Annotated in this window: 19 protein-coding genes; all 19 read left to right on the top strand. The window is 70.6% G+C overall.

Translation table 11 applies throughout. The features are described 5' to 3' along the window. Nucleotides 1–109: 109 nt before the first annotated feature. The 19 genes from folC (at nt 110) to obgE (ending at nt 24,313) form a co-directional block, all read left to right on the top strand. Entirely contained in the window at nt 110–1,633 is a 1,524-nt protein-coding gene (gene folC, locus FHX80_RS07590; protein ID WP_145763496.1) for a bifunctional tetrahydrofolate synthase/dihydrofolate synthase, read from the top strand. Between the two features lie 5 nt (nt 1,634–1,638). Beyond that, the gene (locus FHX80_RS07585) at nt 1,639–1,995 is read left to right on the top strand and encodes a DUF4233 domain-containing protein (RefSeq protein WP_145763495.1); all 357 of its coding nucleotides are present in this window, start codon (nt 1,639–1,641) and stop codon (nt 1,993–1,995) included. A gap of 115 nt (nt 1,996–2,110) precedes the next feature. Next, nucleotides 2,111–2,524, top strand: a complete 414-nt coding sequence (gene ndk / locus FHX80_RS07580) for a nucleoside-diphosphate kinase (RefSeq protein ID WP_145763494.1) — start codon at nt 2,111–2,113, stop codon at nt 2,522–2,524. Between the two features lie 293 nt (nt 2,525–2,817). Then, a complete protein-coding gene (locus tag FHX80_RS07575; RefSeq protein ID WP_136319828.1) occupies nt 2,818–3,837 on the top strand; it encodes a rod shape-determining protein in 1,020 nt (339 codons plus the stop codon). Nucleotides 3,838–3,935: 98 nt separating this feature from the next. Next, nucleotides 3,936–4,988 (top strand): rod shape-determining protein MreC, encoded by a 1,053-nt coding sequence (gene mreC / locus FHX80_RS07570; protein ID WP_145763493.1) that lies wholly within the window; start codon nt 3,936–3,938, stop codon nt 4,986–4,988. A gap of 11 nt (nt 4,989–4,999) precedes the next feature. Then, nucleotides 5,000–5,665: a rod shape-determining protein MreD gene (gene mreD / locus FHX80_RS07565; protein ID WP_145763492.1), complete on the top strand. Its 666-nt coding sequence runs from the start codon at nt 5,000–5,002 to the stop codon at nt 5,663–5,665. 61 nt (nt 5,666–5,726) lie between these two features. Next, a complete protein-coding gene (gene mrdA / locus FHX80_RS07560; RefSeq protein WP_145763491.1) occupies nt 5,727–7,892 on the top strand; it encodes a penicillin-binding protein 2 in 2,166 nt (721 codons plus the stop codon). After that, the gene (rodA, locus tag FHX80_RS07555; protein WP_145763490.1) at nt 7,892–9,082 is read left to right on the top strand and encodes a rod shape-determining protein RodA; all 1,191 of its coding nucleotides are present in this window, start codon (nt 7,892–7,894) and stop codon (nt 9,080–9,082) included. The genes mrdA and rodA overlap by 1 nt, the downstream gene beginning before the upstream one ends. A 51-nt stretch (nt 9,083–9,133) precedes the next feature. Continuing rightward, nucleotides 9,134–10,651 carry a CYTH and CHAD domain-containing protein gene (locus FHX80_RS07550; protein WP_145763489.1) on the top strand — a complete coding sequence of 506 codons (1,518 nt, stop codon included), beginning with the start codon at nt 9,134–9,136 and terminating at the stop codon, nt 10,649–10,651. A gap of 50 nt (nt 10,652–10,701) precedes the next feature. Continuing rightward, nucleotides 10,702–12,627, top strand: a complete 1,926-nt coding sequence (locus FHX80_RS07545; RefSeq protein ID WP_145763488.1) for a TIGR03960 family B12-binding radical SAM protein — start codon at nt 10,702–10,704, stop codon at nt 12,625–12,627. 128 nt (nt 12,628–12,755) lie between these two features. Then, complete coding sequence (locus FHX80_RS07540) at nt 12,756–13,859, top strand: hypothetical protein (protein WP_145763487.1); 1,104 nt, start codon at nt 12,756–12,758, stop codon at nt 13,857–13,859. A gap of 124 nt (nt 13,860–13,983) precedes the next feature. Then, nucleotides 13,984–14,766: a TIGR03936 family radical SAM-associated protein gene (locus FHX80_RS07535; RefSeq protein ID WP_145763486.1), complete on the top strand. Its 783-nt coding sequence runs from the start codon at nt 13,984–13,986 to the stop codon at nt 14,764–14,766. 233 nt (nt 14,767–14,999) lie between these two features. Then, nucleotides 15,000–19,064 (top strand): Rne/Rng family ribonuclease, encoded by a 4,065-nt coding sequence (locus FHX80_RS07530; protein WP_145763485.1) that lies wholly within the window; start codon nt 15,000–15,002, stop codon nt 19,062–19,064. A 120-nt stretch (nt 19,065–19,184) separates the two neighbouring features. Beyond that, entirely contained in the window at nt 19,185–20,075 is an 891-nt protein-coding gene (gene galU / locus FHX80_RS07525) for a UTP--glucose-1-phosphate uridylyltransferase GalU (RefSeq protein ID WP_145763484.1), read from the top strand. 67 nt (nt 20,076–20,142) lie between these two features. After that, a complete protein-coding gene (locus FHX80_RS07520) occupies nt 20,143–20,895 on the top strand; it encodes a phosphocholine cytidylyltransferase family protein (protein WP_145763483.1) in 753 nt (250 codons plus the stop codon). After that, nucleotides 20,883–21,944 carry an iron-containing alcohol dehydrogenase family protein gene (locus FHX80_RS07515; protein WP_145763482.1) on the top strand — a complete coding sequence of 354 codons (1,062 nt, stop codon included), beginning with the start codon at nt 20,883–20,885 and terminating at the stop codon, nt 21,942–21,944. The genes FHX80_RS07520 and FHX80_RS07515 overlap by 13 nt, the downstream gene beginning before the upstream one ends. A 197-nt stretch (nt 21,945–22,141) precedes the next feature. Then, nucleotides 22,142–22,462 (top strand): 50S ribosomal protein L21, encoded by a 321-nt coding sequence (gene rplU / locus FHX80_RS07510; protein ID WP_145763481.1) that lies wholly within the window; start codon nt 22,142–22,144, stop codon nt 22,460–22,462. Between the two features lie 14 nt (nt 22,463–22,476). Further along, nucleotides 22,477–22,734: a 50S ribosomal protein L27 gene (gene rpmA, locus FHX80_RS07505; protein ID WP_018103204.1), complete on the top strand. Its 258-nt coding sequence runs from the start codon at nt 22,477–22,479 to the stop codon at nt 22,732–22,734. A gap of 139 nt (nt 22,735–22,873) precedes the next feature. Continuing rightward, nucleotides 22,874–24,313: a GTPase ObgE gene (gene obgE, locus FHX80_RS07500; protein WP_145763480.1), complete on the top strand. Its 1,440-nt coding sequence runs from the start codon at nt 22,874–22,876 to the stop codon at nt 24,311–24,313. Nucleotides 24,314–24,338: the final 25 nt, after the last annotated feature.

Raw genomic sequence — 24,338 nt, 5'->3', positions numbered from 1 at the left:
CATCTCCCACCATGCGCCCGCTGCGGGTGTTGTGCCGACACCAGGGCATTGCGGGTGTTTCGGTCCGGGTGCTGCGCACGATGTCCGTGCCCATCCGTAGACTGGCCCCGTGAGTGAGCCCCGCCCTTCCGACCGGCACGACGCGTCCGACTCCGATGAGACCTTCGCGGAGATCGTCGACGAAGCGACCCAGCGCGACCCCGACCTGGCGGTGATCGAGGCCGGGAGCCGGACGCTGCGCGCCGCCTCCGGGCCGCCGCAGAGTGACGAGGTCCCCGCCCGCCCCGCCGATCCGGAGGTGGACAAGGCGCTGCGCGCGGTGGAGCAGGAGCTCGCCGGACGCTGGGGCGAGACGAAGCTGGAGCCGTCCGTGGCGCGCATCGCCGCGCTGATGGACGTGCTCGGTGACCCGCAGCGCGCGTACCCCTCCATCCACATCACCGGTACCAACGGCAAGACGAGCACGGCCCGCATGATCGAGGGCCTGCTCGGCGCCTTCGACCTGCGTACCGGCCGCTACACCTCGCCGCACGTCCAGTCGATCACCGAGCGGATCAGCCTGGACGGCGCCCCGATGGACCCGGAGCGGTTCGTCGAGACGTACCAGGACATCAAGCCGTACGTCGAGATGGTCGACGCGCAGCAGCCCTACCGGCTCTCCTTCTTCGAGGTGCTCACCGGCATGGCGTACGCGGCGTTCGCCGACGCGCCGGTCGATGTCGCCGTCGTCGAGGTCGGCATGGGCGGCAGCTGGGACGCGACCAACGTCATCGACGCCACGGTCGCGGTCGTCACCCCGATCTCCCTGGACCACACCGACCGGCTGGGCTCCACGCCGGGCGAGATCGCGGCGGAGAAGGCCGGGATCATCAAGCAGGGTGCGACGGTCATCCTGGCCCAGCAGCCGGTCGACGCCGCACAGGTGATGCTGAAGAAGGCCGTCGCGGCCGATGCGACGGTGGCCCGCGAGGGCATGGAGTTCGGTGTCGTCTCCCGGGAGGTCGCGGTCGGCGGGCAGCTGCTGACGCTGCGCGGTCTCGGCGGCGAGTACGACAACATCTTCCTTCCGCTGTACGGCGCCCACCAGGCGCACAACGCCGTGGTGGCGCTCTGCGCCGTCGAGGCGTTCTTCGGTATCGGCGCCGAACAGAGCGGATCGCTCGACGCCGACATCGTCCGCAAGGCGTTTGCCGCGGTGATCTCGCCCGGCCGCCTCGAAGTCGTCCGCTCCAGCCCGACCGTCGTCCTGGACGCCGCCCACAACCCGGCCGGCGCCCGCGCCGCGGCCGAGGGGATCTCCGAGGCGTTCGGCTTCTCCCGGCTGATCGGCGTGGTCGGTGCCAGCGGCGACAAGGACGTCCGGGGGCTCCTGGAGGCCTTCGAGCCGCTCTTCGCCGAGGTCGTCGTCACGCAGAACTCCAGCGGCCGCGCGATGGACGCCGACGCCCTGGCCGCCGTCGCCGTCGAGGTCTTCGGCAACGAACGGGTCCAGGTCGAACCCCGTCTCGACGACGCGCTGGAGGCGGCGATCACCCTCGCCGAGGAAGAGGACGAGTACGCGGGCGCCGGGGTGCTGGTGACCGGATCCGTGATCACGGTCGGCGAGGCCCGGCTGCTTCTGGGAAGGCGCTGACCCACGTGCGTACGCTCTGTGCATCGACACTGATCGGCGAGTTCTTCGTCATCGGTTTCGCCGGGCTCGTCGCGATGAAGTCCGACGACCTGTCGTCCGCCACCGTGTGGACGGTCTGCGGCATCGGCATGCTGCTCTCCGTACTGCTCTGCGGGATGATCACCCGCCCCGGTGGCATACAGCTCGGCTGGGCGCTCCAGGTCGCCCTGGTCGTCAGCGGCTTCGTGGTGCCGATGATGTTCATCCTCGGCCTGGTCTTCGGCGGCCTGTGGTGGGCCTCGGTGCACTACGGCCGCAAGATCGACGAGGTGAAGGCCCGCTGGGCCGCGCAGGAAGCGGCCCAGGCCCCGGTCGGCGGCTGACCCGGCGCGCGACCGGCGCACGCCCCCGGACCGGCGGTCAAACCCGGCCGCCGGGCCGTCACCGTGCCCCTGTAATCTCGCTTCACCGCACCCGTATGCCTGCAAGGAGCCGCACATGACCCAGCGCACCCTCGTTCTTCTGAAGCCCGACGCCGTCCGTCGCGGTCTGGTCGGCGAGATCGTCGGCCGCATCGAGCGCAAGGCCGGCTGGAAGATCACCGCGCTGGAGCTGCGTACCCTCGACCGGGGCACGCTGGAGCAGCACTACGCCGAGCACGTCGGCCGCCCGTTCTACGAGCCGCTCGTCGAGTTCATGCAGTCCGGTCCGATCGTCGCCCTGGTGGCCGAGGGCGAGCGGGTCATCGAGGGTGTCCGCGCCCTGGCCGGCCCCACCGACCCGATCGCCGCCGCGCCCGGATCGATCCGTGGCGACCTCGGCACGATTACCCGGGAGAACCTCATCCACGCCTCGGACTCCGAGGAGTCCGCAGAGCGAGAACTGAAGCTGTTCTTTCCGGGACTTTCCTGACTTCCGCTCCGCCAAACAGCGCTCATGACCTGGGGCGACCGAAGTAATTCGGTCGCCCTTCGGTATAGGGGCACCGATCGCGGGAACGCATTCCTCCGACGCAACGTCACCATGAGTGGGACGGCCACCCGTTCTGCTCAGCATGGCGAAGGACCCTCGCGCTGTGTCGGTGTGTCCGGCACTACGATGGAAGCTTCCACGCCCGCAGCGCTCATCTCGCCTACCAAAACAAGCCATCAACGCTTTCGCTTGGGAAGGCCCGACGCATCCTCATGGGGAACAAGGGGAACTCAATGTCGTTCATCGGCCGTGACATGGCTATCGACCTCGGGACTGCCAACACGCTGGTGTACGTCAGGGGGCGCGGCATCGTTCTGAACGAGCCGTCCGTCGTGGCCATCAACACCAACACCGGTGGCATCCTGGCGGTCGGCGCCGAGGCCAAGAAGATGATCGGCCGTACACCGGGCAACATCGTTGCCGTACGGCCGCTGAAGGACGGCGTGATCGCCGACTTCGAGATCACGGAGCGGATGCTCCGCTACTTCATCCTGAAGATCCACAAGCGCCGCTACCTGGCTCGCCCGAGGGTCGTCGTCTGTGTGCCCTCCGGCATCACAGGGGTCGAGCGGCGCGCCGTCATCGAGGCATCGACGCAGGCGGGCGCGCGCCAGGTGCACATCATCGAGGAGCCCATGGCGGCGGCCATCGGCTCCGGTCTGCCCGTCCACGAGGCCACCGGCAACATGGTCGTCGACATCGGTGGCGGCACCACCGAGGTCGCGGTCATCTCGCTCGGCGGAATCGTCACCGCCCAGTCGATCCGGGTCGCCGGTGACGAGCTGGACAACGCGATCATCCAGCACATCAAGAAGGAGTACTCGCTGCTCCTCGGTGAGCGCAGCGCCGAACAGATCAAGATCACCATCGGGTCGGCGTTCGAGCTGGAGAAGGACGAGCACACCGAGATCCGGGGCCGCGACCTCGTCTCGGGTCTGCCCAAGACCGTGGTCATCTCCGCGACCGAGGTCCGCAAGGCGATCGAGGAGCCGGTCAACGCGATCGTCGACGCGGTCAAGACGACGCTCGACAAGTGCCCGCCGGAGCTCTCCGGCGATGTCATGGACCGGGGCATCGTCCTCACCGGCGGCGGCGCGCTGCTGCGCGGACTGGACGAGCGGCTCCGTCACGAGACGGGCATGCCGATCCACATCGCCGAGGACCCGCTGGACTCCGTCGCGCTCGGATCCGGCAAGTGCGTCGAGGAGTTCGAGGCGCTCCAGCAGGTGCTGGACGCCCAGCCCCGACGGTAGGAACTCCACGGCCCTCCGCGCGGACGCTGCCGCTCCGCGCGGAGGAACGTTGATATACAGGCACGAACATTCCTACGAGGAAGGCACGGCCGTCGCACGTGAGGGACACACGAGAGAGCCGGCTGCTCCTGGTGCTGCTGATCGCCATCGCATTCGCACTGATCACGGTGGATATCCGCGGTGGTGAGGCGTCGCCGGTGGACGGCGCCCGGCAGGCCGCCTCCACGGTCTTCGGACCAGTCGAGAACGGTGTCGCGGCAGCCGTCGACCCGGTGGGCAACGCCATAGGGGCGGTACGCGCATCCGGCGACCGGCACGACAAGATCGCCGCACTGGAGCAGCAGAACGCCGCGCTGAAGGCGAAGCTCGGCAGCGACGACCAGAACCGCAACCGGGTCCGCGAGCTCGACAAGATGCTGAAGAAGTCGGCCGCCGGACAGTACGGCATCAAGGCCGCCGAGGTCATCGCCATAGGAGCGGCCCAGGGCTTCTCCTGGACGGTCACCATCGACGCGGGCTCCAAGGACGGCCTCAAGCGCGACATGACCGTCCTCAACGGCGACGGACTCGTCGGCAGGGTCACCACCGTCGGCCCGGACACCGCGACGGTGCTCCTCGCCAACGACCCCGACTTCACCGTCGGCACCCGGATGGAGTCCACCGACGAACTCGGCTTCGCCACCGGCCAGGGCTCACGCCCACTGGCCGTCCAGTTCCTGAACGGCAAGGCCAAGGTCAAGAAGGGCGACCGGCTCGTCACGTTCGGCTCCAGCAAGAACAAGCCGTTCGTACCCGGCGTCCCGGTCGGCGAGGTCGTCCGCGTCGACCCGTCCGGCGGCGACCTGACCCGTACCGTCTACGTCCGCCCGTACGTCGGCTTCACCAAGCTCGACATCGTCGGCATCGTTGTCCAGGCCCCGCGCGAGGACCCCCGCGACATGGTCCTGCCGAAGAAGCCGGCCAAGCCCGCCAAACCGAAGCCCACCCCGACCGTCACCGTCACCATCTCGCCCAACGGCGACATCGTGGACACCGGTGGCAACGTCGTCGGGAACATCCACGAGAGCGCGAACCCCAGCGACGGCCCGAGCCCCGACCCCAGCGGGAACGCCACGCCGAACGCCGACAACGCGGTAAACGAACAGAGGTAGAGCTGATCCCCATGCGCGTCAACCGGACTCTGCTCTCCATCGCCCTGGTCGTGATCGCCCTCGTGATCCAGGTCTCCGTACTCGCCAGGCTCCAACTGCCCGGCGCCGTACCCGATCTGCTCCTCATGGTCGTCGTCGGGCTGGCCTTCGTCTACGGACACGTCAGCGGTGCCCTCATCGGCTTCGGCGCGGGGCTGCTCGCCGACCTGGCACCGCCGGCGGACCACGCGGCCGGACGGTACGCCCTGGTCCTCTGCATCATCGGCTACCTCGCCGGGCTGGCCAAGCCGGAGAACGGCCAGCTCAAATCGGCCTTCGTGCCGATGGCCGTGGTCGTCGCGGCGGCGATCGGATCGACCCTGCTCTACGCGGGAGTCGGCGCCCTCGTCGGCGACACGGCGGCCCGCCATGTGGGCCTGGGCAGCCTGCTGTTCACCGCGGCCGTCTACGACCTGCTCCTCGCCCCGTTCACCGTGCCCCTGATCATGGCGATGGCCAGACGCACGGTGAACGACCCGCTCACCGAGTCCTCCTCCGGCGGCAGCGACGCCACGTCGGGCTGGCTCGCGGCCGGCACCGGGCTGCGGATCGGCAACCAGCGCGGCGGACTGCGCGTCAGGGCCGCCCGCAACCGGGCAGCACGCGCCGGACGGATCAAGGGAGTCAAGCGACTGTGAGGCTGCATTTCCCGGGGGCCGCCCACCCCGCCCCCTGCCCGACCACCACCGGGGGCACCCCGTGACCAACATCCCCGAGACGGGCCGGACCCAGCGGGTCCAGATCCGCCTCGTCGTCATCCAGGTCCTCGTCTTCTCCCTGCTGCTCACCCTCGGCGGCCGCCTCTGGTACCTCCAGATCCGCAACGGCCAGGAGTACTCCGACGAGGCGAAGAACAACCACGTCCAGCAGGTCGTCCAGCCGGCCGCCCGCGGTTCCATCCTCGACGCACGCGGCGTGCCCCTCGCCGACAACGAGACCCGCCTCGTCGTCTCCGCCAGCCGCACCGAGCTGCTGAAGATGGACGACGACGGCAAGGGCGTGCTGACCCGGCTCGCCGACGTGCTCGGCATGAAGCCCAAGGACGTCCTCGACAAGGTCCGGCTCTGCGACGCGAAGACCCCGCAGCCCTGCTGGAACGGTTCGCCCTACCAGCCGATCCCGGTCACCGACGAGGCCACCACCCAACAGGCCCTCCAGATCCGCGAACGCACCGAGGACTTCCCCGGCATCACCGCCGAACCCACCGCCGTACGCCGCTACGCCGCACCCGGCAAGGCCAACAGCGCCCAGGTCCTCGGCTACCTCTCGCCCGTCACCGACGACGAGATCACCAAGGCCCAGAACAGCGACTCGCCCTACCTCCGCTCCGACCAGGTCGGCCGGTCCGGCCTGGAGCGCACGTACGACAAGCAACTGCGCGGCAAGGCGGGCGTCACCCGCTACGAGGTCGACAACCTCGGCCGGGTCATAGGGGAGGCGAAGAACGACGAGGCGGAGCCCGGTGCCAGCGTCGTCACCTCCATCGACGCCCGGGTCCAGGCCGTCGCCGAGTACGAGCTCAACCAGGCCATGAAGACGGCCCGCACCGAGTTCGACACCAACACGGGCGAGAACTACAAGGCCGACTCCGGCGCCGTCGTCGTCATGGAGGCGAAGACCGGACGGGTCGTCTCGATGGCCTCGCTGCCCAATTACGACCCCAACGCCTGGGTCGGCGGCATCTCCGGCAAGGACTACGCCAAGCTCACCGGCAAGAACTCCAACTTCCCGCTGCTGAACCGGGCCATCCAGGGCCAGGCCGCACCCGGCTCCATCTTCAAGGTCATCTCCTCGACCGCCGCGGTCAACGCCGGATACCCCTTCAACGGCAACTACCCCTGCCCCAGCTCGTACTCCGTCGGCGGCCAGACCTTCAAGAACTTCGAGTCCCAGGGATACGGCGACATCACCATCGGCCGTGCCCTCGAAGTCTCCTGCGACACCGTGTACTACGGCATCGCGCACAAGGAGTGGCAGAGGGACGGCGGCAACAACCCCAAGAAGCACCCCAACGACTGGTTCTACAAGACCGCCCACCAGTTCGGCCTCGGCAAGGAGACCGGCATCGACCTCCCCAACGAGGTCAGCGGCCGCGTCCCCGACCGCGAGTGGAAGAAGAACTTCGCCAAGGCCAACCACGACGCCTGGTGCAAGCAGGGCAAGAAGAACGGCACGTACGTCGAGAAGATCGCCTACGAGAACTGCCTCGAAGGCGACAAGATGCGCGCCGGTGACTCCGTCAACTACTCGATCGGCCAGGGCGACACCCTCGTCACCCCGATCCAGATGGCGACCATCTACGCGGCCATCTCCAACGGCGGCACGCTCTACGACCCCACCGTCGGCAAGGCGATCGTCAGCGGCGACGGCAAGACCGTCCAGCAGATCAAGCCCAAGTCGCACGGCAAGCTGCCCTTCACCGCCAAGACCCGCAACGAAATCGACCAGGCCCTCGCGGGCGTCGCGACCCGCGGCTCCGCCGCCTGGCGGTTCGGCGGCTGGCCGCAGGACAAGATCCCGATGCACGCCAAGACGGGCACGGCCGAGGTCTACGGCAAGCAGACGACCTCCTGGTTCGCCACGTACACCAAGGACTACTCGATCGTCATGACGATCTCCCAGGGCGGTACGGGCTCCGGCGCGTCCGGGCCCGCCGTGCGCAACATCTACAACGCGCTCTACGGCCTCGACGCCGAGGGCAAGCAGGACCTCAAGAAGGCCCTGCTGCCGACGCCCCAGAAGTCCCTGCCGAAGATCGAGCGGGACGGATCCATCGAGAGCCCGACGATCAAGCCGTACGACCCGAACTCGCAGAAGCCGCAGGACGGGCAGACGCTCGCCGCGATCCTGGGGAGGCGCGACTGATGGCCGGATTCTCCGTCCAGCGGTACGCCCCCGAGCGCTCGGCCTGGGGCAGGCTCACCGCCCGGGACTCCGTGGTGCGCCGACTCGACTGGCCGCTGCTCGGCTCCGCGATCGCGCTCTCCTTCATCGGCTCGCTGCTGGTCTACTCGGCGACCCGGGGACGGGACTCGCTCACCCACGGCGACCCGTACTACTTCTTCTTCCGGCACGCCCTCAACACCGGCATCGGCTTCGGCCTGATGATCGGCACGATCTGGCTCGGCCACCGCACCCTGCGCGGCGCGGTGCCGATCCTGTACGGCCTGTCGGTGATCCTCGTCCTGGCGGTCCTCACCCCGCTCGGCGCCACCGTCAACGGCGCCCACGCCTGGATCATCATCGGCGGCGGCTTCTCCCTCCAGCCCTCCGAGTTCACCAAGATCACGATCATTCTCGGCATGGCGATGCTGCTCGCCGCCCGCGTCGACGCGGGCGACCAGCTGTACCCCGACCACCGGTCCGTCGCCAAGGCCCTGGGCGTGGCGGCGATCCCGATGGCGGTCGTCATGGGGATGCCGGACCTCGGTTCGGTGATGGTCATGGCCGTCATCGTGCTCGGCGTGCTGCTGGCCTCCGGGGCCTCGAACCGCTGGATCTTCGGACTCCTCGGCGCGGGCACCGCCGGCGCCGTCGCCATCTGGCAGCTCGGACTGCTCGACGACTACCAGATCGCCCGGTTCGCGGCCTTCGCCAACCCGGCGCTCGACCCGGCCGGCGTCGGCTACAACACCAACCAGGCCCGCATCGCGATCGGCTCCGGCGGCCTCTCCGGCACCGGCCTCTTCCAGGGCACCCAGACCACCGGCCAGTTCGTCCCCGAGCAGCAGACCGACTTCGTCTTCACCGTCGCGGGCGAGGAGCTCGGCTTCCTCGGCGCCGGACTGATCCTCGTCCTGCTCGGCATCGTCCTGTGGCGCGCCTGCCGCATCGCACGGGAGACCACCGAGCTGTACGGCACGATCGTCGCGGCCGGAATCATCGCCTGGTTCGCCTTCCAGGCCTTCGAGAACATCGGCATGACGCTCGGCATCATGCCCGTCGCCGGACTGCCGCTGCCGTTCGTCTCCTACGGAGGATCCTCGATGTTCGCCGTCTGGGTGGCCATCGGACTGCTCCAGTCGATCAGGGTGCAACGGCCGATAACGGCCTGAGCCGTTGCGCATACCCTGCCGATCCGCGCACATCACGTCTAGATTCGACTCATGGCGGACTCGAAACGTGAGATCGAGCGGAAGTACGAAGCCACCGACGCCACCCGGCTGCCCGACCTGAGCCGGGTGGCCGGGGTCGCCGCCGTCGACCACCGGGGCGTCAGCGAACTCGACGCCGTCTACTACGACACCCAGGACCTCCGGCTCGCCGCCGGCCACCTCACCCTGCGCCGCCGCACCGGCGGGGACGACGCCGGCTGGCACCTCAAGCTCCCGGTCGCCACCGGCGTCCGCGACGAGATCAGGGCCCCCCTCTCCGACACCCTGCCGCCCGCGCTCGCCGGACTGATCCGCTCCCGGGTCCGGGACGCCGCCGTCGTCCCCGTGGTCCGGCTCCGCTCCGCCCGCGACGTCCACCACCTGAACGGCCCCGACGGCGCGCTGCTCGCCGAACTCAGCGTGGACGAGGTCCGGGCCGAGTTGCTGCACGGCGGCAGCGGGAGCACCGCCTGGACCGAGATCGAGGTCGAACTCGCCGACGACGGCGACCCCTCGTTCCTCGACGCCGTCGAACGGCGGCTGCGCAAGGCCGGGATCCGGCCCTCCGCGGCACCGTCCAAACTGGCGCGGGCACTGGCCGAGACCGCCCCGAACGGGAAACCTGGCGGCAAACGGACCGCACCGCACACCGCGGGCGACCACCTCCTGGCCTACGTGCGCGACCAGATCGAGACGATCGTCGCCCTCGACCCGGCCGTGCGCCGCGGCCTCCCCGACTCCGTGCACCGGATGCGGATCGCCACTCGCAGACTGCGCAGCGCCTTCAGGACGTACCGCGGGATTCTCGCCCCGACCGTCACCGGCCCCGTGGCCGAGGAGCTGCGGTGGCTCGCGGCGGAGCTCGGTGTCGACCGTGACCAGGAGGTCCTCGACGAACGGCTGCGCACCCGGCTCGACGGGCTGCCCCGCACCCTGGTCCTCGGCCCGGTCCGCGGCCGGCTGCGGATCTGGTCGGTGGCCCGCCGCAGCGGCTCCCACCGCCGCATCGTCGCCCTGCTCGACGGCAGCCGCTACCTGACGCTGCTCGGGACCCTCGACGCACTCCTCGCCGCCCCGCCCCTGCTGCCCGCCGCCGCCTCGCCACCCGGCAAGGCGCTGCCGCGCGCCGCGCGCAAGGAACACCGGCGGCTGGCACACCGACTCGCCCACGCCCTGGAACTGCCACCGGGACCGGAACGCGACCTCGCCCTGCACGCGGCGCGCAAGGCGGCGAAACGCGCACGGTACGCGGCGGAGGCCGCCCGCCCCGCACTCGGGAAGCCGGCCCGGAAGTCCGTCAGGCGACTGAAGGCCGTACAGGGCGCCCTGGGCGACCACCACGACAGCGTGGTGGCCCGCGAGGCCCTGCGCGCCCTCGCCGTACAGGCATACCTGGCCGGCGAGCCGTCGTTCACCTGGGGAGTGCTGTACGGGCAGGAGAAGGAGACGGCGGCGGCACGCGAACGGGAACTGCCCGGGGTGTGGGCGAAGGCGTCACGGGCGGAGATCCGGGCGGCTCGGGAAGGCTGAGCGTCGCGGTAGGCTGGATGGTCATCCTTGCCGGCTCTCGAAAGTTCGCGATGTCTGTCGATTCGGTCTTCCCACAGCTCGAAGCTCTGCTCCCGCATGTGCAGAAGCCCATCCAGTACGTCGGCGGTGAGCTGAACTCCACCGTCAAGCCGTGGGACGAGTGCGACGTCCGCTGGGCACTCATGTACCCGGACGCGTACGAGGTCGGACTCCCCAACCAGGGCGTCATGATCCTCTATGAGGTGCTCAACGAGCGCCGGGGCGTCCTCGCCGAGCGCACCTACAGCGTCTGGCCGGACCTGGAAGCACTGATGCGTGAGCACAAGGTGCCGCAGTTCACGGTGGACGGACACCGCCCGGTCAAGGCGTTCGACGTCTTCGGGCTGAGCTTCTCCACCGAGCTCGGCTACACCAACATGCTCACCGCCCTGGACCTGGCCGGCATTCCGCTGGCCGCCAGGGACCGCGGCCTCGACGACCCGATCGTCCTCGCGGGCGGCCACGCCGCGTTCAATCCCGAGCCGATCGCGGAGTTCATCGACTGCGCGGTCATCGGCGACGGCGAGCAGGCCGTTCTGGAGATCACCGAGATCATCCGCGCCTGGAAGGCCGAGGGCCGTCCCGGCGGCCGCGAGGAGGTGCTCTTCCGGCTCGCCAGGACCGGCGGCGTGTACGTCCCCGGCTTCTACGACGTCGAGTACCTCCCGGACGGCCGCATCGGCCGGATGGTGCCGAACAGGTCCGGCGTTCCGTGGCGGGTGTCCAAGCACACCGTCATGGACCTCGACGAGTGGCCGTACCCGAAGCAGCCGCTCGTCCCGCTCGCCGAGACGGTCCACGAGCGGATGTCCGTGGAGATCTTCCGCGGCTGCACCCGCGGCTGCCGCTTCTGCCAGGCCGGCATGATCACGCGCCCCGTGCGGGAGCGAAGCATCACCGGCATCGGCGAAATGGTGGAGAAGGGCCTCAAGGCGACCGGCTTCGAGGAGGTCGGCCTGCTCTCGCTCTCCTCCGCGGACCACTCCGAGATCGGCGACATCGCCAAGGGCCTCGCCGACCGCTACACCGACGACAAGGTCGGGCTCTCGCTGCCCTCCACCCGCGTCGACGCGTTCAACGTGGACCTGGCCAACGAGCTGACCCGCAACGGCCGTCGCTCCGGTCTCACCTTCGCCCCCGAGGGCGGCTCCGAGCGCATGCGCAAGGTCATCAACAAGATGGTCTCGGAGGAGGACCTGATCCGGACCGTCTCCACCGCGTACGGCAACGGCTGGCGGCAGGTGAAGCTGTACTTCATGTGCGGTCTGCCCACCGAGACCGACGAGGACGTCCTGCAGATCGGCGACATGGCGGTCAACGTCATCGCCAAGGGCCGCGAGGTCTCCGGGCAGAACGACATCCGCTGCACCGTCTCCATCGGCGGCTTCGTGCCCAAGCCGCACACCCCGTTCCAGTGGGCCCCGCAGCTCGGCGTCGAGGAGACGGACGCCCGGCTGGCCAAGCTCCGGGACAAGATCCGCGGCGACAAGAAGTACGGCCGCTCGATCGGCTTCCGCTACCACGACGGCAAGCCCGGCATCGTCGAGGGCCTGCTCTCCCGCGGCGACCGCCGGGTCGGCTCCGTCATCCGCGCCGTCTACGAGGCCGGCGGCCGCTTCGACGGCTGGCGCGAGTACTTCAGCTACGACCTGTGGATGAAGAGCGCCGAGAAGACGCTGCCCGCCTTCGGCGTGGACGTCGACTGGTACACCACCCGGGAGCGGACGTACGAGGAGGTCCTGCCCTGGGACCACCTGGACTCCGGCCTCGACAAGGAATGGCTCTGGCAGGACTGGCAGGACTCGCTCGACGAGACCGAGGTCGAGGACTGCCGCTGGACGCCGTGCTTCGACTGTGGGGTGTGCCCGCAGCTCGACCTCGACATCCAGATCGGCCCGACGGGCAAGAAGCTCCTCCCGCTGACGGTCGTGAAGTGACGGTTGTGAAGTCGCGGCCGTGAAGTCGCGGTCGTGAAGTGACACCACCCGGTTCCGGCCGGGTGACATCTCGATGACGAAGGTCCGGTCCAGGAAACCCCGGGCCGGACCTTCGCGTCATTGACGGCATGGACCCCGACAAGCGCCAGGCGCCCGCGCGGTACGAGAGCGGGGACGGCTGTCTGACCGTCCTCATCAGGATTCCGGTGCGGATCGTGGTCCTCGTACTCGTCCTGCCGGTCCGGATGGTGTGGGACGCCCTCGCCGTCTGCGCCCGTGCCGCCGACCGCACCCTGCTCCGACCGCTCGGGCGGGCGCTCTCCTGGCTGTTCCAGGTCCTCGTCGTGGTCCCGGCCCGCCTGCTGTGGGAGTGGGTGCTGACCCCGGTGGGACACGGGCTGCGGTGGCTGGCCACGGCGGTCCTCACCCCGCTCGGACACGGGCTGCGGTGGGTGTACCGGGCACTGCTCGTCCCCGCCGGGCGCGGAATCCGCACGGGCGTCGGACGGCTGCTCACGGTCGTCCTCGTCCTGCCGGTCGTGGGCGTGTGGCGGTACGTCCTGGTGCCGCTGGGGCCGGCCGCCGCCTGGGTGGTGGAGCAGCTGATCGTGCTGCCGCTGGAATGGGTGTACCGGCAACTGCTCACCCCGCTCGGCCACGGCGTCGCCCGGCTGCTCGACCTGCTGGCCCGCGGCGTCGTCGCCGGTTCCCGGTGGCTGTGGGCCGGTCTCGACCTGCTCGTCGCGGTGGTTCTCGTCACTCCGCTGGTCTGGTTCTGCCGGCGGGTGCTGACCCCCGTGGGCCGGGAGATCGCCGCCGCGTTCGGCGTCGCCTGGCGCGTCGCCGGATTCGTCTCACGGGCCGTCGGCCGGGCCCTTGCCCGGCTGGCGTGGCATCTGGTCGGGGCGCCGCTGGCCTGGGCCTACCGCACGATGTGCACCCCCGTCGGACATTTCGTGCGCGACGCCGTATGGGCCCCGGCCCGGCGGGCGGCCGTCGCCGCGGGCCGGACGGCCCGGGACACCGTGCGCACGGCCCGCGAAACCGTCCGGCGGGCCCGCCACGACGCATGGCGGGCACTGGTCGGCGGGCCACGTGTGACCGAGCCCCGGGAACCGGCGAGCCCCCTTGCGCGTAGGCTGGGTGATACGCAACAAGGAACGACTGTGCCCAGCGCGGCGCCCGAACCAGAGATCTCCCTGCACGGCGAGAAAACCGCCCAGCAGGGGTGAGCCGGAGCGGACACCCCGGGCCCACCTGTACTTCGAGGGCGGCGTGCCACCCGCGTCCGCCCCGCACCGAGGAGAAGAACCACTGGGCAAGCGACAGCCCGAAGGCCCGCCGCCCGCACCGGCAGTGCAGCGCATTCGTCTGCGCTACACCAAGCGCGGCCGCCTCCGGTTCACCAGCCACCGTGACTTCCAGCGTGCCTTCGAGCGGGCGCTGCGCCGCTCGCAGGTGCCCATGGCCTACTCGGCGGGCTTCACCCCGCACCCCAAGGTGTCCTACGCCAATGCCGCCCCCACCGGTACGGGCAGCGAGGCCGAGTTCCTGGAGATCGCCCTCACCGAGGCGCGGGACCCCGAAACCCTGCGGGAACTGCTCAACGACTCGCTGCCGGACGGCCTCGACATCACCGATGCCGTGGAGGCCCGCACCTCGGGTCTCGCGGACCGGCTGACCGCCTCTATCTGGGAGATGCGGCTGGACGGGGTGTCCGCGGAGGACGCCGAGAAGGCCGTGGCGGCCTTCAACGCGGCCGAGACCGTCGAGGTCCAGCGCCGTACGAAGAACGGCATGCGCAGCTTCGACGCCCGGTCCGCCGTGGTGGAGCTGCAGGCCCTTGATCAACAGTCTGATAGGCCCGAGGTCAAGGCCTGTGCGATACTGCGGCTGGTTGTTCGGCACGTGACACCTGCCGTTCGACCTGACGACGTCCTGTCCGGTCTCCGCGTTGTGGCCGACCTGGCGCCGCCGGTCCCCGCAGCGGTGACCAGGCTGGCGCAGGGGCTCTTCGACGAGGAGTCCGGCACGGTGACCGACCCGCTCGCGCCTGACCGCGAGGCAGCCCCGGCCGCTCTACCCGCGGCCACCGGGACCGCCGTCGCGACGGCGCCGGAAGGTGCGGGAACCGCGTAAGGCGGTCGTTGTAGCGCAGCCCTCGGACTCGGGAGCCACCTGGTCCGGGCCGCGCGCTGACCCATAAGACTTTCGCCAGGCCGTGCGCACACCGCGTACGGAACCGGCGAGCCAGACATTCAGCCCCCGTGCGGCGCCCGCGCCCCGGACGAGCGGTACCGCGTACATCATGCGGACCGTGCCGGACCGGAATCAGGCGCGGCGCCCGGGAGCGCGACGGGAGAACCGCCCGCATGCTCGAGCCCACCGAACCCGGCACGACCGGGAACGCAGAAGACAACAACACCCCCGGGGACAAGCTGCCGCCGCGCCGCAGGCGCCGTGCGGCGTCCCGCCCGGCCGGCCCGCCGTCGGGCGGCGCACCGGGCGCTGCCGACGCGCCGGCCATACCGGCCGTTGACGCCGGAGAGTCGGACAGCAGCACCGAGAGCACCCCCGAGGCAGCCCCGCCCGTCCGTGCGCGTCGCCGCGCGGTCCGCAAGGCGACCGCTCCGGCGGGTGCGCCGCAGGCGGCTGAGGTCGTGGAGCCCGTTGTGGCCGCTGAGCCGGTCGAGGAAGAGGCTGTCGCGGTTGAGCCGGTCGTCGAGGCGCCGCGTGCGCGTCGTCGGGCGTCCCGCAAGGCCACCGCCCCGGCGGGTGCGCCGCAGGCGGCTGAGGTCGTGGAGCCCGTTGTGGCCGCTGAGCCGGTCGAGGAAGAGGCTGTCGCGGTTGAGCCGGTCGTCGAGGCGCCGCGTGCGCGTCGTCGGGCGTCCCGCAAGGCCACCGCCCCGGCGGGTGCCCCGCAGGCCGCCGAGGCCGTGGAGATCGTCGAGGAGACCGCAGCCACGGAGAGCCCCGAGCCCGTCGTCGCCGAGGCGCCGCGCGGTCGGACCAGGCGCAGGGCCTCCGCCCCGGCCGGTGCGCCGCAGTCCACCCGGACCGAGCCGGCCGAGTCCGCCCCGGCCGCCGAGCCCGCCGAGGTCACCCGGGCGGCAGAGCCGGCCGAGGCCGAGGCAGCCCCGCCCGCCCGCGGCCGCCGTCGTGCGGTTCGCAAGGCGACCGCCCCCGCAGGTGCCCCGCCGGTCGCCGAGGAGCGCACCGAGGGCCAGATCGGCGAGAGCCTGCCCGAGGCGGCGGTGGAGGAACTGGCCGCCGAGGCCGCCGAGGTCGAGGAGGCCACTCCGCGCGGCAGCCGGCGTCGCCGGGCCACCGCCGCGGCGGGCCGCCCCGAGTTCACCGGCAAGGTCGAGGAGCCCGCGCGCAGGAGCCGTGGCGCGGCGCGCCCCGCCGTCGCCGTGTTCCAGGCCCCGGTCTTCGCCGAGCCGATGTTCCAGACCCCGGAGACCGCCGCTGCCGCGGCCGCCGCCGAGGTTCCCGCCGAGCTCGACGAGGAGCCCGAGGACGAGATCGGGACGGTCGAGGAGCCGACCCCGGTCGCCGAGGCGCCCGCCGAGGCCGCTCCGCAGGGTGGTTCGCGTCGCCGTCGCCGCCGTCGCGGTGAGGCCGCCGAGGCCGAGCCCGCCGCCGCACCCGCTCCGGCCGCCGCCCCGGTGGAGGAGCAGGCCGAGGACGAGCACGAGCCGGAGAACGAGAGCGACGCCGAGCACGAGGGCGAGGACACCGACGAGTACGGTGACCGGCCCTCGCGCCGCCGCCGTCGCGGTGGCCGTCGCCGCCGCCGTGGTGAGTCCGCCGAGGACGAGACCACCGAGCAGCACACCGACGACGACACCTCCGACGACGAGCACGAGCGTGCCCACGAGTCCGAGGACGAGGGCGACGACGAGCACGACGACAACGACTCCGGTGCCTCCGGATCGAGCAGCAGCCGGCGCCGTCGTCGCCGTCGCCGTCGCAGCGGTGACTCCGCGTCCGACGCCGAGAACGGCACGGACGACCCGGAGCGCACGGTCGTCAAGGTCCGCGAGCCCCGTAAGAAGGAAGCCGAGCGCGAGCCCGGCACCGGCTTCGACGAGGTCCAGTCGATCAAGGGCTCGACCCGTATGGAGGCCAAGAAGCAGCGCCGCCGCGAGGGCCGCGAGCAGGGCCGCCGCCGGGTTCCGATCATCACCGAGGCGGAGTTCCTGGCCCGCCGCGAGGCCGTCGAGCGCGTCATGGTCGTCCGCCAGAGCGGCGAGCGCACCCAGATCGGCGTCCTCGAGGACAACGTGCTCGTCGAGCACTACGTCAACAAGGAGCAGGCAACCAGCTACGTCGGCAACGTCTACCTGGGCAAGGTCCAGAACGTCCTGCCGTCCATGGAGGCCGCCTTCGTCGACATCGGCAAGGGCCGCAACGCCGTCCTGTACGCCGGTGAGGTCAACTTCGAGGCGCTCGGCATGGCCCACGGGCCGCGCCGTATCGAGACCGCGCTCAAGTCCGGCCAGTCCGTCCTCGTCCAGGTGACGAAGGACCCGATCGGCCACAAGGGTGCCCGCCTGACCAGCCAGGTCTCGCTGCCCGGCCGCTACCTGGTCTACGTGCCCGAGGGCTCCATGACCGGGATCAGCCGCAAGCTGCCCGACACCGAGCGCGCCCGGCTCAAGACCATCCTCAAGAAGATCGTCCCCGAGGACGCGGGCGTCATCGTCCGTACCGCCGCGGAGGGCGCGAGCGAGGACGAGCTGCGCCGCGACGTCGAGCGGCTCCAGCAGCAGTGGGAGGACATCCAGAAGAAGTCGAAGAGCAGCGGCAGCTCCAACGCGCCGACGCTGCTCTACGGCGAGCCGGACATGACCGTCCGGGTCGTCCGCGACATCTTCAACGAGGACTTCTCCAAGGTCATCGTCAGCGGCAACGACGCGTGGGACACCATCCACGGTTACGTCTCGCACGTGGCGCCCGACCTGACGGACCGGCTGTCGCGGTGGACCTCCGAGGTCGACATCTTCGCGACCTACCGGATCGACGAGCAGCTGATGAAGGCGCTGGACCGCAAGGTCTATCTGCCGAGCGGCGGCTCGCTGGTGATCGACAAGACCGAGGCGATGGTCGTCGTCGACGTCAACACCGGCAAGTTCACCGGTCAGGGCGGCAACCTCGAGGAGACCGTCACCAAGAACAACCTGGAGGCGGCCGAGGAGATCGTGCGCCAGCTGCGGCTGCGCGACCTCGGTGGCATCGTCGTCGTCGACTTCATCGACATGGTGCTGGAGTCCAACCGGGACCTGGTGCTGCGGCGTCTGCTGGAGTGCCTGGGACGCGACCGTACGAAGCACCAGGTCGCCGAGGTCACCTCGCTCGGCCTGGTCCAGATGACCCGTAAGCGGGTCGGTCAGGGTCTGCTGGAGTCCTTCTCCGAGACCTGTGTCCACTGCAACGGGCGCGGCGTGATCGTGCACATGGAGCAGCCCAGCTCGATCGGCGGTGGCGGTGGCGGCAGCAAGCGTGCCAAGAAGCGCGGCCGCGGCGGTTCGGGTCAGGACCAGGAGCACGACCACGGTCACGAGCACGAGCTGGACCACGACAACGAGGTCGAGAGCGAGGCCGAGGTCGAGGCCGAGGTAGCCGCCCCGCTGGCGCTGCCCGAGCCGGAGTTCGTCGCGGACGAGGAGCTGTACAGCAGCCCGGCCGAGGCCGAGGCGGCCGCCTCGCGCGGCCGTGGCCGTCGCCGGGCGACCCGTAAGGCGTCGGCTCCGGCCGGTTCCCCGAAGTCGGCGTCCGCGCCGGCTCCGGTGGCCGAGCCGGTCGTGGAGCCGGAGCCGGTCGTGGAGCCCGAGCCCGTGGTGGAGCCGGAGCCGGTCGTCGAGGCCCCGGTTGCCGAGACCGCAGTCGTCGAGGCCCCGGCCGCCGAGGCGCCCCAGGGCCGTACGCGCCGTCGGGCGACCCGCAAGGCGACCGCCCCGGCCGGTTCTCCGGCCCAGGCCGAACCGGCACCGGCCGCCGAGCCGGCCGAGGAGCCGGTGTCCACTGCCGGCCCGGTCGCCGCGGAGGACCCGGTCGTCGAGGCTCCGCACGTTCAGGCCCCGGCCGAGGAGCCGGCCGCGCCGCCGCGTGCCCGGCGCCGGGCGACCCGCAAGGCCACCGCGCCCGCGGGTTCCCCGGCCGGCGCCGAAGAGGCCGAGGTCGTCGTGGTGACGGCTCCGGCCGAGGCCGCGTCCGACGCCGAGCCCGAGCCCGAGGCCGCGTCGGCACCGGCCAAGAAGGCGGCCCGCAAGACCGCCAAGAAGGCCACCGCGAAGAAGGCGGCCACCACGAAGACGGCCGCCAAGAAGACCGTCGCGAAGAAGACGACGGCCAAGAAGGCGGCAGCGAAGAAGACGGTGGCGGCGGAGCAGCAGGCGCCGTCCTCCGTCAAGGCATCGGCCGACGAGGTCTGACCCACCTCGTACCGTGCGCCAGTACGCAGCCGGACCGGTTCCGTCACAGGGACCGGGCCGGCTGCGTACTGCCGCCCCCGCCGACCCGCATCCTTCCCCGTGACACGGAAGTCTGAGCACATGCGCAAGATCCAGAAGGCAGTCATACCGGCCGCCGGGCTCGGTACCCGGTTCCTGCCCGCGACGAAGGCAACTCCCAAGGAGATGCTGCCGGTGGTCGACAAGCCGGCGATCCAGTACGTCGTGGAGGAGGCCGCCGCCGCGGGGCTGAACGATGTGCTGATGATCACCGGGCGCAACAAGCGCGCCCTTGAGGACCACTTCGACCGGAACTACGAGCTGGAGTCGGCGCTGACCCGCAAGGGCGACGACGAGCGCTTGGTGCGGGTCCAGGAGTCCAGCGACCTGGCGACCATGCACTACGTCCGCCAGGGCGACCCGCGAGGCCTCGGTCATGCCGTCCTGTGCGCGGAACCGCATGTGGGCGACGAGCCGTTCGCGGTGCTCCTCGGCGACGACCTGATCGACCCGCGCGACCCGCTGCTGGCGCGGATGACCGAGATCCAGGAGCGCGAGGGCGGCAGCGTCGTCGCGCTGATGGAGGTCGCGCCCGAGCTGATCCACCAGTACGGATGCGCCGCGGTGGAAGCCACCTCCCAGAGCGATGTCGTCCGGGTCACCGGGCTGGTCGAGAAGCCGGAGCCCGGCGACGCGCCCAGCAGTCTCGCCGTCATCGGACGCTACGTCCTGGACCCCGCGGTCTTCGCCGTGCTGCGCGAGACGGAACCGGGCCTGGGCGGCGAGATCCAGCTGACGGACGCGCTCCAGCAGCTCGCCGTCGACGAGAAGCTCGGCGGCCCGGTGCACGGTGTCGTCTTCCGCGGCCGCCGCTACGACACCGGTGACCGCGGCGACTACCTGCGGGCCATCGTCAGACTCGCCTGCGAGCGCGAGGACCTGGGCCCCGACTTCCGTGACTGGCTGCGCGGCTACGTGGCGACCGAGCTCTGAGCCGCAGCGCCCGTACGGCCCCCGGACCCACCCGAAACACACGCACCAAGGACCAAGGAGAACCCTCATGATCGGCATGATTCTGGCGGCCGGCGCCGGCCGCCGTCTGCGCCCCTACACCGACACGCTTCCCAAGGCCCTGGTGCCGGTCGGCCCCGAGGGGAACGAGGAGAGCCTGACTGTCGTCGACCTGACCCTGGGCAACTTCGCCGAGGTCGGGCTGACCGAGGTCGCGATCATCGTGGGCTACCGCAAGGAGGCCCTGTACGAGCGCAAGGCGGCCCTTGAGGCGAAGTACGGCGTCACCCTCACGCTGATCGACAACGACAAGGCCGAGGAGTGGAACAACGCCTACTCCCTCTGGTGCGGCCGTGACGCCCTCAAGGACGGCGTGATCCTCGCCAACGGCGACACCGTGCACCCCGTCTCCGTCGAGAAGACGCTGCTGGCCGCCCGCGGCGACGGCAAGAAGATCATCCTCGCCCTCGACACGGTGAAGCAGCTCGCCGACGAGGAGATGAAGGTCGTTGCCGACCCCGCGAAGGGCGTTCAGCGCATCACCAAGCTGATGGACCCTGCCGACGCCACCGGCGAGTACATCGGGGTCACCCTCATCGAGGGCGACGCGGCCGAGGAGCTTGCCGACGCCCTGAAGACCACGTTCGAGCGCGACCCCGACCTGTACTACGAGGACGGCTACCAGGAGCTCGTCAACCGCGGCTTCAAGGTCGACGTGGAGCCGATCGGCGACATCAAGTGGGTCGAGATCGACAACCACGAGGACCTGGCCAAGGGCAGGAAGATCGCGTGCCAGTACTGACCCGGCTGATACCCGCACCGGTCGTCGTCGACATCCGTGCGGGTGCGCTGGCGGACCTGGCGGGGGTCCTCGCGGATCAGCGCATCTCCGGCTCCGGGAAGCTGGCGGTCGCGATCAGCGGGGGCTCCGGCCGGGCGCTGCGGGAGCGGCTGTCGGACAGCCTGCCCGGTGCCTCCTGGTTCGAGGTCGGCGGCGGCACGCTGAACGACGCCGTCAAGCTGGCCGAGGACATGAAGTCCGGGCGGTACGACGCGGTGGTCGGCCTCGGCGGCGGCAAGATCATCGACTGTGCCAAGTTCGCCGCCGCGCGCATCGGGCTGCCGCTGGTCGCCGTGGCGACGAACCTGTCCCACGACGGTCTGTGCTCACCGGTGGCCACCCTGGACAACGACTCGGGCCGCGGCTCGTACGGTGTCCCGAACCCGATCGCCGTCGTCATCGACCTCGACATCATCCGTGAGGCCCCGGTCCGCTTCGTGCGGTCCGGGATCGGGGACGCGCTCTCGAACATCTCCGCGGTGGCGGACTGGGAGCTGGCCCACCGGGTCAACGGCGAGGACATCGACGGACTGGCCGCGGCGATGGCCCGGCAGGCCGGCGAGGCCGTGCTGCGCCATCCCGGGGCCATCGGCGACGACAGTTTCCTCCAGGTGCTGGCGGAGGGGCTGGTGCTCACCGGTATCTCGATGTCGGTCGCGGGCGACAGCCGGCCCGCCTCCGGCGCCTGTCACGAGATCAACCACGCGTTCGACCTGCTGTTCCCCAAGCGGGCGGCCAGCCACGGGGAGCAGTGCGGTCTGGGTGCGGCGTTCGCGATGCATCTGCGCGGCGCCCGCCAGGAGTCCGTACGGATGGCCGGGACGCTGCGGCGCCACGGTCTGCCGGTCACCGCGCAGGACATCGGATTCAGCGTGGAGGAGTTCGTCTCGGTGGTCGAGTTCGCACCCCGGACCAGGCCGGGCCGGTTCACCGTTCTGGAACATCTGAACCTGTCCGCGGACGGGATCAGGGACGCCTACGCCGACTACGTCAGCGCGGTCGGGGCCTGAAACCGGGGCCCGGTTTGACCGGGCTGTCCGAGGCCCCGTAATCTTGACCGTCGGCGTTTGTTTCGCCACACCTCTGAGCACTGACCTCCCGCTCGTACGGGAGAGGCCGCTCGTCCAATCCGGATCATCACGGGTCCCCGGACCCGTGTGAGCGGCTGGCATCAGAGGTTTCCGCTTCGAGTGAGAGTGAGATCCGCGTGTACGCCATCGTGCGCAGCGGTGGTCGCCAGCACAAGGTTGCTGTCGGCGACATCGTTGAGGTTGACAAGATTCCCACCGCCAATGTTGGCGACACGGTAGAGCTCTCTACCCTGCTCGTTGTCGACGGCGACGCCGTGACCAGCGACCCGTGGGTGCTTGACGGCATCAAGGTCCAGGCCGAGATTGTGGACCACCACAAGGGCGCGAAGATCGACATCCTTCGCTACAAGAACAAGACCGGCTACCGCCGTCGCCAGGGTCACCGCCAGCAGTACACGGCGATCAAGGTCACCGGTATCCCCGCGGCTGCGAAGTAAGGGACTGAGGAGACATGGCACATAAGAAGGGCGCATCGTCCACTCGGAACGGGCGCGATTCCAATGCTCAGCGGCTCGGCGTGAAGCGCTTCGGCGGTCAGGCCGTCAACGCCGGTGAGATCCTGGTCCGCCAGCGCGGCACCCACTTCCACCCGGGCACGGGCGTCGGCCGTGGCGGCGACGACACGCTGTTCGCCCTCGCCGCCGGTGCGGTCGAGTTCGGCACGCACCGTGGCCGTAAGGTCGTGAACATCGTTCCGATCGCCGGCTGATTCTCGGCGCTCGTAGAGCGGTTTGACGTGGAGGCGGACCTCACTTCCTTGTACGGGAAGTGGGTCCGCCTTTCGCGTGTTGCTCCTACAGGGGCACGAGCGAGATATTTCTGCACGTATGTAACTGGAGGTTCCAACCATGACCACCTTCGTGGACCGCGTCGAGCTGCATGCCGCCGCGGGTAACGGGGGCCACGGCTGCGCCTCCGTTCACCGTGAGAAGTTCAAGCCGCTCGGCGGCCCGGACGGCGGCAACGGCGGCCGTGGCGGCGATGTGACCCTGATCGTCGACCAGGCCGTCACCACGCTCCTCGACTATCACCACCACCCCCACCGCAAGGCCACCAACGGCCAGCCCGGCGCCGGTGACAACCGCACCGGCAAGGAGGGCCAGGACCTGATCCTGCCCGTGCCGGACGGCACCGTCGTGCTCGACACGAACGGCAACGTGCTCGCCGACATGGTCGGCCAGGGCACCATGTTCGTCGCCGGCCAGGGCGGCCGCGGCGGCCTCGGCAACGGCGCGCTGGCCTCCGCCCGGCGCAAGGCCCCGGGCTTCGCGCTGCTCGGCGAGCCCGGTGAGAGCCGGGACATCGTCCTGGAGCTGAAGACCGTCGCCGACGTCGCCCTCGTGGGCTACCCGAGCGCCGGCAAGTCCTCGCTGATCTCGGTCCTGTCGGCGGCCAAGCCGAAGATCGCCGACTACCCGTTCACGACGCTGGTCCCGAACCTGGGCGTCGTCACCGCGGGCTCCACCGTCTACACCATCGCCGACGTCCCGGGCCTGATCCCGGGCGCCAGCCAGGGCAAGGGCCTCGGCCTGGAGTTCCTGCGGCACGTCGAGCGCTGCTCGGTGCTCGTGCACGTACTGGACACCGCGACGCTGGAGTCGGACCGCGACCCGGTCTCCGACCTCGACATGATCGAGGAGGAGCTGAAGCTGTACGGCGGTCTGGACGACCGCCCCCGCGTCGTCGTCCTCAACAAGATCGACATCCCGGACGGCCAGGACCTCGCGGAGATGATCCGTCCGGACCTGGAGGCCCGCGGCTACCGCGTCTTCGAGGTCTCCGCCGTGGCCCGTACCGGGCTCAAGGAGCTCTCCTTCGCGCTGGCGGGCGTCATCGCCGAGGCACGCGCCGCCAAGCCGGTGGAGGAGGCGACCCGCATCGTCATCCGGCCCAAGGCCGTGGACGACGCCGGTTTCACCGTGGTGCTGGAGGACGACGGCATCTACCGGGTACGTGGCGAGAAGCCGGAACGCTGGGTGCGCCAGACCGACTTCAACAACGACGAGGCCGTCGGCTACCTGGCGGACCGGCTGAACCGGCTCGGTGTCGAGGACGCGCTGCGCAAGGCGGGCGCCCGTGCGGGCGACGGGGTGGCCATCGGGGCCGAGGACAACTCCGTCGTCTTCGACTGGGAGCCGACGGTGACGGCCGGTGCGGAGATGCTCGGCCGCCGTGGCGAGGACCACCGGCTGGAGGAGCCGCGTCCGGCCGCGCAGCGCCGTCGCGACCGCGAGGAAGAGCGCGACGACGTCAGCAAGGAGTACCAGGAGTTCGACCCGTTCGCGTGACACGGGAGACTCCGCCGGTCCCGGT

It is taken from the genome of Streptomyces brevispora, assembly GCF_007829885.1.
GTDB classification, from domain to species: domain Bacteria; phylum Actinomycetota; class Actinomycetes; order Streptomycetales; family Streptomycetaceae; genus Streptomyces; species Streptomyces brevispora.
The sequence above is the reverse complement of the archived record's forward strand: the minus strand, read 5'-3'. Positions and strand labels throughout refer to the sequence as shown.

Coding starts and splice junctions, on each gene's coding strand:
- ndk (WP_145763494.1), top strand. CDS start 2,111: ATGACCCAGCGCACCCTCGTTCTTCTGAAGCCCGACGCCGTCCGTCGC.
- FHX80_RS07575 (WP_136319828.1), top strand. CDS start 2,818: ATGTCGTTCATCGGCCGTGACATGGCTATCGACCTCGGGACTGCCAAC.
- mreD (WP_145763492.1), top strand. CDS start 5,000: ATGCGCGTCAACCGGACTCTGCTCTCCATCGCCCTGGTCGTGATCGCC.
- rodA (WP_145763490.1), top strand. CDS start 7,892: ATGGCCGGATTCTCCGTCCAGCGGTACGCCCCCGAGCGCTCGGCCTGG.
- FHX80_RS07550 (WP_145763489.1), top strand. CDS start 9,134: ATGGCGGACTCGAAACGTGAGATCGAGCGGAAGTACGAAGCCACCGAC.
- FHX80_RS07545 (WP_145763488.1), top strand. CDS start 10,702: ATGTCTGTCGATTCGGTCTTCCCACAGCTCGAAGCTCTGCTCCCGCAT.
- FHX80_RS07540 (WP_145763487.1), top strand. CDS start 12,756: ATGGACCCCGACAAGCGCCAGGCGCCCGCGCGGTACGAGAGCGGGGAC.
- FHX80_RS07530 (WP_145763485.1), top strand. CDS start 15,000: ATGCTCGAGCCCACCGAACCCGGCACGACCGGGAACGCAGAAGACAAC.
- galU (WP_145763484.1), top strand. CDS start 19,185: ATGCGCAAGATCCAGAAGGCAGTCATACCGGCCGCCGGGCTCGGTACC.
- FHX80_RS07520 (WP_145763483.1), top strand. CDS start 20,143: ATGATCGGCATGATTCTGGCGGCCGGCGCCGGCCGCCGTCTGCGCCCC.
- rpmA (WP_018103204.1), top strand. CDS start 22,477: ATGGCACATAAGAAGGGCGCATCGTCCACTCGGAACGGGCGCGATTCC.
- obgE (WP_145763480.1), top strand. CDS start 22,874: ATGACCACCTTCGTGGACCGCGTCGAGCTGCATGCCGCCGCGGGTAAC.